This is a genomic window from Allosphingosinicella sp. (assembly GCF_036387215.1).
Lineage (GTDB): Bacteria > Pseudomonadota > Alphaproteobacteria > Sphingomonadales > Sphingomonadaceae > Allosphingosinicella.
Map to the genome: position 1 here is coordinate 1 of NZ_DASVUE010000206.1, position 6,736 is coordinate 6,736.

The window sequence follows — 6,736 nt, forward strand, 5'->3', positions numbered from 1 at the left end:
GCCGAGGCGGTATCCGATCTGTTCGCAAGCAAGGTCTACGGCGTCGGCTACATCATCGCCCCGATGGTGGAGACGCCCTATGCGCTCTCGAAATTCATCGACGCCAAGAAAAAGACCCACGGCGCGAACGAGGAGCAGACCGAATTTCTGATCAACGTGGAGACGGAAACGACGCTTCAGAACCTTGACGGGATGGTGCCGCTCGCGCGCGAGGGAGGGGTCGGGCTCGTTTTCGGCCGCGTGGATTTCACCTTGTCCCGGGGCATGCCTCGCGGCGCCATCAACGAGCGGTCGATCACGGACGCGGTCCTTAAGGTCGCCAACGCCTGCCGCGATGCCGATCTGGACCTCGTCGTCGGCGGCTCCGTTTCGGGCGATGCGGTCGAGGCGCTGCGGGAGATCCAGAAGGTTCGGCTCGACCGGTTCGAGACGCGGAAGGTGATCTTCGAGGGCGCGGCGGTCACGAACGACGCGATTTTCGCGGGCATCGCCAATGCGGTCGAGTTCGAATTGCTCTGGCTCAAGAACAAGCGGGATTATTACCAGCGCATCGCCGAAGAGGATTTGCCGCGTATCGAGATGATGGAAGCGCGGATGCGGAACCAGACGCAGCAGTCGGGCTCGGCAGGCTGATCCCTCAGGCCTTCTCGCCGTCCACGAAAACGAACCTGCGCATTGCGAAGTAGGTGAAGACGGCGAGCAACGGCAGCACCAGCGCGCCGGCGATCAGCGGCTCGATCCCGGCCCGTTCGAGCGCGTGCAGGGCGGCGATGCTGAGACCCATCTGCACGACGTAGACGGCGATGAAGCGGGGCAGGAGGCGGCCGGCCTTGCTTCCGAACACGATCCGGCCGGTCGAGACGAAATTGAAAAGGACGCCCAGCACGGTCCCCACGATCACCGCTGCCGTCACCGACAGGCCGATCAGGATCAGGGCTGCGAAGATCGCGTAGCCTACGAGCGTGTTGAGGCCGCCGACGAACAGGAACCTGACAAAGCGACGAAGCTCCGCATTGTGAAGCCATCCTTCCGGGCCGCCCTTCAATCGCATCCGTTCAACTGCCCTGCCCTTGCCGTGACTGCGCCACTACACGGTTGCGGCGCCATGCCAAGCAGGCTTATCTCGGGCTGGAAAGTGCGGCGAAGAGGCTTTAACGGCGGAAAGATCCTCAAGAAGCCGGTGAAAAGCCTCCCAGAGAGAGCCGCTCCCGGCGAACCATCGTCTCATCCACTCCTTCAAACGCTGGACCAACCCGATCTCATGGCGAACTGGAACGATCTGAAGGTCTTCGTGACCGGCCATACCGGTTTCAAGGGGAGCTGGCTCTGCCTGTTGCTCGAGGAACTGGGCGCCAAGGTCAGCGGCTATGCGCTTGCCCCGCCGACGCAGCCGAGCCTTTATGACGCCGCGGAGATAGGCCGCTCCGTCGACAGCGTCATCGACGACATACGCGATTATGACGCGCTGCTGGCGGCGATGCGCGCCGCGACGCCGGACGTGGTGTTCCATCTCGCCGCGCAGCCTCTGGTCCGATACTCCTACGAGCACCCGGTGGAGACCTATGCGACCAACGTCATGGGCACGGTCCACGTCCTGGAGGCGGTACGGGCGCTGGGGACCGTCAAGGCGGTCGTCGCCGTCACCAGCGACAAATGCTATGAGAACCGGGAATGGGTTTACCCGTACCGAGAAACCGACCCAATGGGCGGGCACGATCCCTATAGCAGCAGCAAGGGCTGTTCCGAGCTGGTGATCGCCGCCTACCGCGCGTCCTATTTTCCTGCCGATCGGCTGGCGGAGCACGGCACTGCGCTCGCGTCCGTGCGCGCAGGCAACGTCATCGGCGGCGGCGACTGGGCGCTCGACCGGCTGGTGCCCGATCTGGTGCGCGCGTTCGAGGCAGGCGAGGCGCCGGTGATCCGTTCGCCGGGTGCCGTTCGCCCGTGGCAACACGTGCTCGAGGCGCTGCATGGCTACGTCCAGATCGCGGAGCGGCTTCTCGCGGGGCAGGAGCGCTTCGCCGAAGCCTGGAACTTCGGTCCGACCGAGGAGGATGCGCGGCCCGTGGCCTGGATCGTCGACCGGATGGCGGCCGCCTGGGGCGTGGAGAGCGGCTGGCGCGACTGGCAGGGCGAGATTCCGCACGAAGCGGGCCTGCTCAAGCTCGACTGTTCCAAAGCACGGGCCGAGCTCGGATGGCGCCCGAGGCTGAGCCTCGAGCAGGCAATTGACTATATCGTCACCTGGCATAAAGCGGTCGCCGGAGGCGAGAGCGCACTCGAGGTCAGCCGCCGGCAGATCCGGGATTTCCTCCTTCTCCGCCCGGGAAGATCAGAGGCTCCCAGCGCTTCATCCCCTCCACCTGCTGCCGCTTCGGCTATGGGCGCGAGCGGGTCGTGAGCCACTCCTTCAGATGCGGATCGGAACAGTCAACATGATCGGACAGATGCTGGCCGCGAGCGGCCGCCAAGAGGGGCGCTGATGGAACTGCTCTTCGTCCTCGACTTCGACGGGGTTCTCTTCAACAGCAATTTCGAGGCCTATACGGTCGCCCAGCACGCCGCTGCAGGGAAAGACGAATATCGGCAGGACGTCTCGTTCATCGAGTTCGAGAGCTTCCGCGCCGTCGTGACCGACGCCTGGCATTATAACCGCCTCTACAGCAAGTCGAAGGGCATCACCGTGCCCGCGATGCTGCGGGAGGTCGAGCCGGACGAAGACGATTGGGCGTTCGCCACCGCGTTCTTCGCAGCGCGCGAGGAGATCACCAAGGATCCGGAATGGCCGAAGGCGATGCCGCCCTACGACTTCTTCTTCCTGCTGAAGCCGCTCTTGCTGTCGCACCCGCACCGTTTCGCGATCCTTTCGACGCGAAACGTCGATTCCATCCGTCAGGCGCTGGCGTTCCACGGGGCCGACGTCGTGCGGGTGTTCGGCCAGGAGGATATACGCCGGGCCGGCTCCAAGCTGGCGGTCGCGCAGGAGCAGAACTGGCTCGAGCGCGGCAAGTGGCTGATCGTCTACGTGGACGACATGAACTCGCACCTCGAGCCGTTCGAGGGCATGGTCCACCTGCCGCTCCACGCCAATTGGGGCTATGACCAGAGCGATCTCAGCAGCCTCAGCCACCATCAGATATTCACGATCATCTCCTCGCTCCTGACCCTTACCGAGAAGCAATCCTGATGAAGTACAGCGATCAGATCGGCGCCTGGCTGCAGGCGGCCGGTTACACCCATTATTTCTACGTCGGCGGGGGCAACATCATGCACCTGACCGAGAGCCTCGACCGGTACCTGAAGGGCGTTCCGGTGGTGCATGAGGTCGCCGCTGGAATCGCTGCCGAATATTTCAACGAGATCGCAGCGCCCGCAAAGGCGCTTGCGCTGGTCACGGCCGGCCCCGGGCTCACCAACATCGTCACCGCCATTTCCGGCGCCTGGCTGGAAAGCCGCGAGCTGCTCGTGATCGGGGGACAGGTGAAGACCACCGATCTTGCGCTCCAGCAGGTCCGCTCGCGTGGGATCCAGGAAGTGGACGGGGTGGAGCTGGTCAAGTCGACCACCAAGCTTGCCTACCGCTTCATGAAGCCGATTTCCGCGGACGAGTTCCTCGAAACGATCGCGGTCAGCTGGACGCCGCGCAAGGGGCCCGTGTTCCTCGAGATGCCGCTCGACGTGCAGGCCGCCTCGGTTGAAGAGACCCCTCTGCCGCCGATCCGCCCGGTCACGCTTCCGGAGGCCTCGGAGCAGGATGTCGCGAGCATCGCCGACATCTACCGGCGGGCCCAACGGCCGGTGCTGCTGGTCGGAGGCGGGGTCGACCGGGCGACGGTGGACGGACTTCGCGAGCGCTTCGCCGCTCTCGAGGTGCCGGTCATGACCACCTGGAATGGCGCCGATCGCTTCGACGGCGACGATCCATTCTATTTCGGGAGGCCGAACACCTGGGGGCAGCGCAGCGCCAACATCATCATCCAGAAGTCGGACCTGATCATCGCGCTCGGCACGCGCCTGGGGCTGCAGCAATCGGGCTTCAACTGGCGCGAGTTCGGCCGCGAGGCCGTAGTGGTTCAGGTCGAGATTGACGAAGCGGAGCTCAACAAGGGCCACCCGCGGGTCGACCACCGCTTCCCCACCGACGCCAACCATTTCCTGCGCGCGCTGCTCGCGCATGATTTGCCCGCGAAGCCCGAATGGCTGGCGCAGGCGCGCCGGATTCGCCAGGCGGTCCCCCGGGTCGAGGACGTCAACACCACCGGCGAGGGCTATATCTCGCCTTACGACTTCATGGTGCGCCTCGACGCAATCACGCAGAGCAACGACCTCTTCATCCCGTGCAGCAGCGGCGGCGCTGCGACGACCTCGATGCAGGTCTACAAGCAGAAGCTCGGCCAGCGCATGGTCCACAACAAGTCGCTCGCCTCGATGGGCTATGGCCTCTCCGGAGCGATCGGCGCCGCCATTGCCGGCAAGGGCAAGCGCACCATCCTCGTCGAAGGCGACGGCGGTTTCGCCCAGAACATGCAGGAACTGGGGACGGTCGCGGTCAACAACCTCAACCTCAAGATCTTCATCTTCCACGATCAGGGCCACGCTTCGATCCGGATGACGCAGCGCAACTATTTCAACGGTAAGTATCTGGGCTGCGACCGTCCCTCCGGCCTCGGCCTTCCGGACTGGGAGAAGCTCTTTCCCGCCTGGGACATCCCGGTGATGGCGCTGCCGCTCGAATTCGAAGGCGATGCCGAGTTCCAGCGGCGGATGAGCGCGCCCGGGCCGGCCGCATTCATCGTTCCGATCGACCCCGAGCAGACCTATTTCCCCAAGATCAGCAGCCGGATCACGGCCACGGGGTCGATGGAGTCGGATCCGATCGATCAGATGACGCCCTATATCGACTATCTCGCCGACGCCTGAGCGGGGAAGGGGGGCGAGGTGTCAGGACGATCGCTGCTCCTGATCGGCGGCTCCGGCTTCTTCGGCAAGTCGTTCCTCGACGCGCACCGGCGGGGGCTGCTCGCGCCCTGGTCGATCGGGCGGATTTTCGTCGTTGCTCGCAGCGCATCGACGCTTCGGCGCGATCACCCGCAGCTGATCGGGAGCGACGTCACGCTCGCGGACATCGACGCGGCGCGCGCGGAGGAACTGCCGCAGGCCGATTTCGTCGTTCACGCCGCCAGCACCACCGATGCCCGCCGCTACGCGGAGGATCCGCAGGGCGAGAAAGCGAACATCCTGGCGGCAGTCGAGAATTACGTTCGCATTGCCCAGCGCGACCATTCTTCCAGCAGGATCGTCTATGCGAGCAGCGGCGCCGTCTACGGCCAGCAGCCGGCCGGCCTTGCCGAACTGCCCGAGGACTTCACGCCCGGGGACACGGGCGAGCTGGTCGACACCAAGCGCGACTATGCCGAGGCCAAGCGCCTGTCTGAGGAGCTCATCGCGGGGCTGGGCTCCGCCGGCGTCAGCACTGCCGTGGCGCGCTGCTTCGCCTTCGTCGGCGCCTACCTCCCGCGCGACCAGCATTTCGCCATCGGCAACTTCCTCGCCGATGGGGTGGCCGGCCGGCCGGTTCGGGTCCAGGCGCGAAAGGCCGTCTATCGCAGCTACATGCACGCCGACGATCTCGTGCGCTGGCTGATGACGCTCGCCGAAGCGGCTTCTCCCGCCTGCCCGATCTACAATGTGGGTTCGGACGAGGCGGTGACCGTCGGCGGAGCCGCGGCGATCGTCGCCGCCCGCTTCGGGGTTCCGGCCGAGGTGCCGCCGATCACCGATCCCGCGGTTGATCGGTACATACCCTCGATCGCGCGGGCGCGCGCCGAGCTCGGCCTGGAGCTGAGCCACGACCTGGCATCAGCGGTCGACGATGTCGCTTCGAGGCTGGAGATCGGCCTCGGCTGAGCGCCGGCTCAGCCCCAGACCCGCCAGGGCGCCTTTCGAGCCGCCCAAAGCTCTTCGAGATACTGCTTGTCCCGGATCGTATCCATCGGCTGGAAGAAGCCGTCATGATGGTAGGCGTGCAGCTCCCCGTCCCCGGCGAGCCGTTCCAGCGGCTCGCGCTCCCAGATCGTGCTGTCGTCGCCGAGATAGTCTTCGATTTCGCGCGAGAGGACGAAATAGCCGCCGTTGATCCAGCCGCCCTCTTCCACCGGCTTTTCGGCGAATTCCCGGACCCTGGTTCCCTCCATGCCGAGCTGGCCGAAGCGGCTCGGCGGCCGGACTGCCGTAACGGTCGCCTTGCCGCCATGGGCGCGGTGGAAGTCGATGGAAGCGCCGATATCGACGTTGCTCACGCCGTCGCCATAGGTGAGGCAGAATGTGTCGGCGCTGCCGAGATAGGGAAGGGCGCGCTTGAGGCGGCCGCCGGTCATTGTCTCGTCGCCCGTGTCGATGAGGCAGATCCGCCAGTCCTCCGCGAGGTTGCGGTGCACTTCGATCGTGCCCTTCTGGAGGTCGACGGTCACGTCCGACATGTGAAGGCCGTAATTCGCGAAATATTCCTTGATCATGTAACCCTTGTAACCAAGGCACACGACAAAATCGGTGATGCCGTGATGAGCATAGGTCTTCATGATGTGCCAGATGATCGGCCGCCCGCCGATCTCCACCATCGGCTTGGGACGGACGCCGGTCTCCTCAGCAAGCCTCGTGCCGAGGCCACCGGCGAGAATGATCGCTTTCATATATTCCTCTGAGCTCAGGCGCCGTCAGCCTCTCGGCGGGCGCGAAA

Annotated in this window: 7 protein-coding genes; 5 read left to right on the forward strand and 2 right to left on the reverse strand. The window is 65.1% G+C overall.

Annotated features, from left to right (window positions below):
• On the forward strand, positions 1–633 hold a 633-nt coding region (locus VF662_RS08215), incomplete at its 5' end, for an aldolase/citrate lyase family protein (protein ID WP_464139746.1).
• A gap of 4 nt (positions 634–637) precedes the next feature.
• On the opposite strand, the gene VF662_RS08220 is transcribed toward VF662_RS08215, so the two are convergent.
• Positions 638–1,051: a GtrA family protein gene (locus VF662_RS08220; protein WP_464139748.1), complete on the reverse strand. Its 414-nt coding sequence runs from the start codon at positions 1,049–1,051 to the stop codon at positions 638–640.
• Between the two features lie 210 nt (positions 1,052–1,261).
• Between VF662_RS08220 and rfbG the strand changes: the two genes are divergently transcribed.
• The 4 genes from rfbG to VF662_RS08240 all read left to right on the forward strand — a co-directional run bounded on the left by rfbG (position 1,262) and on the right by VF662_RS08240 (position 5,907).
• Positions 1,262–2,401: a CDP-glucose 4,6-dehydratase gene (gene rfbG, locus VF662_RS08225; protein WP_464139750.1), complete on the forward strand. Its 1,140-nt coding sequence runs from the start codon at positions 1,262–1,264 to the stop codon at positions 2,399–2,401.
• An 81-nt stretch (positions 2,402–2,482) separates the two neighbouring features.
• Positions 2,483–3,187 (forward strand): hypothetical protein, encoded by a 705-nt coding sequence (locus VF662_RS08230; RefSeq protein ID WP_464139752.1) that lies wholly within the window; start codon positions 2,483–2,485, stop codon positions 3,185–3,187.
• Positions 3,187–4,920 carry a thiamine pyrophosphate-binding protein gene (locus VF662_RS08235; RefSeq protein ID WP_464139754.1) on the forward strand — a complete coding sequence of 578 codons (1,734 nt, stop codon included), beginning with the start codon at positions 3,187–3,189 and terminating at the stop codon, positions 4,918–4,920. The genes VF662_RS08230 and VF662_RS08235 overlap by 1 nt, the downstream gene beginning before the upstream one ends.
• 18 nt (positions 4,921–4,938) lie before the next feature.
• Positions 4,939–5,907 carry an NAD-dependent epimerase/dehydratase family protein gene (locus VF662_RS08240; RefSeq protein ID WP_464139756.1) on the forward strand — a complete coding sequence of 323 codons (969 nt, stop codon included), beginning with the start codon at positions 4,939–4,941 and terminating at the stop codon, positions 5,905–5,907.
• A gap of 8 nt (positions 5,908–5,915) precedes the next feature.
• Here VF662_RS08240 and rfbF read toward each other — a convergent pair whose 3' ends face one another.
• Entirely contained in the window at positions 5,916–6,689 is a 774-nt protein-coding gene (gene rfbF / locus VF662_RS08245) for a glucose-1-phosphate cytidylyltransferase (RefSeq protein ID WP_464139758.1), read from the reverse strand.
• Positions 6,690–6,736: the final 47 nt, after the last annotated feature.

What these genes read in the sequence shown, in the direction of transcription:
- VF662_RS08220 (WP_464139748.1), bottom strand. Translation starts at nt 1,051, where the DNA reads ATGCGATTGAAGGGCGGCCCGGAAGGATGGCTTCACAATGCGGAGCTT.
- rfbG (WP_464139750.1), top strand. Translation starts at nt 1,262, where the DNA reads ATGGCGAACTGGAACGATCTGAAGGTCTTCGTGACCGGCCATACCGGT.
- VF662_RS08230 (WP_464139752.1), top strand. Translation starts at nt 2,483, where the DNA reads ATGGAACTGCTCTTCGTCCTCGACTTCGACGGGGTTCTCTTCAACAGC.
- VF662_RS08235 (WP_464139754.1), top strand. Translation starts at nt 3,187, where the DNA reads ATGAAGTACAGCGATCAGATCGGCGCCTGGCTGCAGGCGGCCGGTTAC.
- rfbF (WP_464139758.1), bottom strand. Translation starts at nt 6,689, where the DNA reads ATGAAAGCGATCATTCTCGCCGGTGGCCTCGGCACGAGGCTTGCTGAG.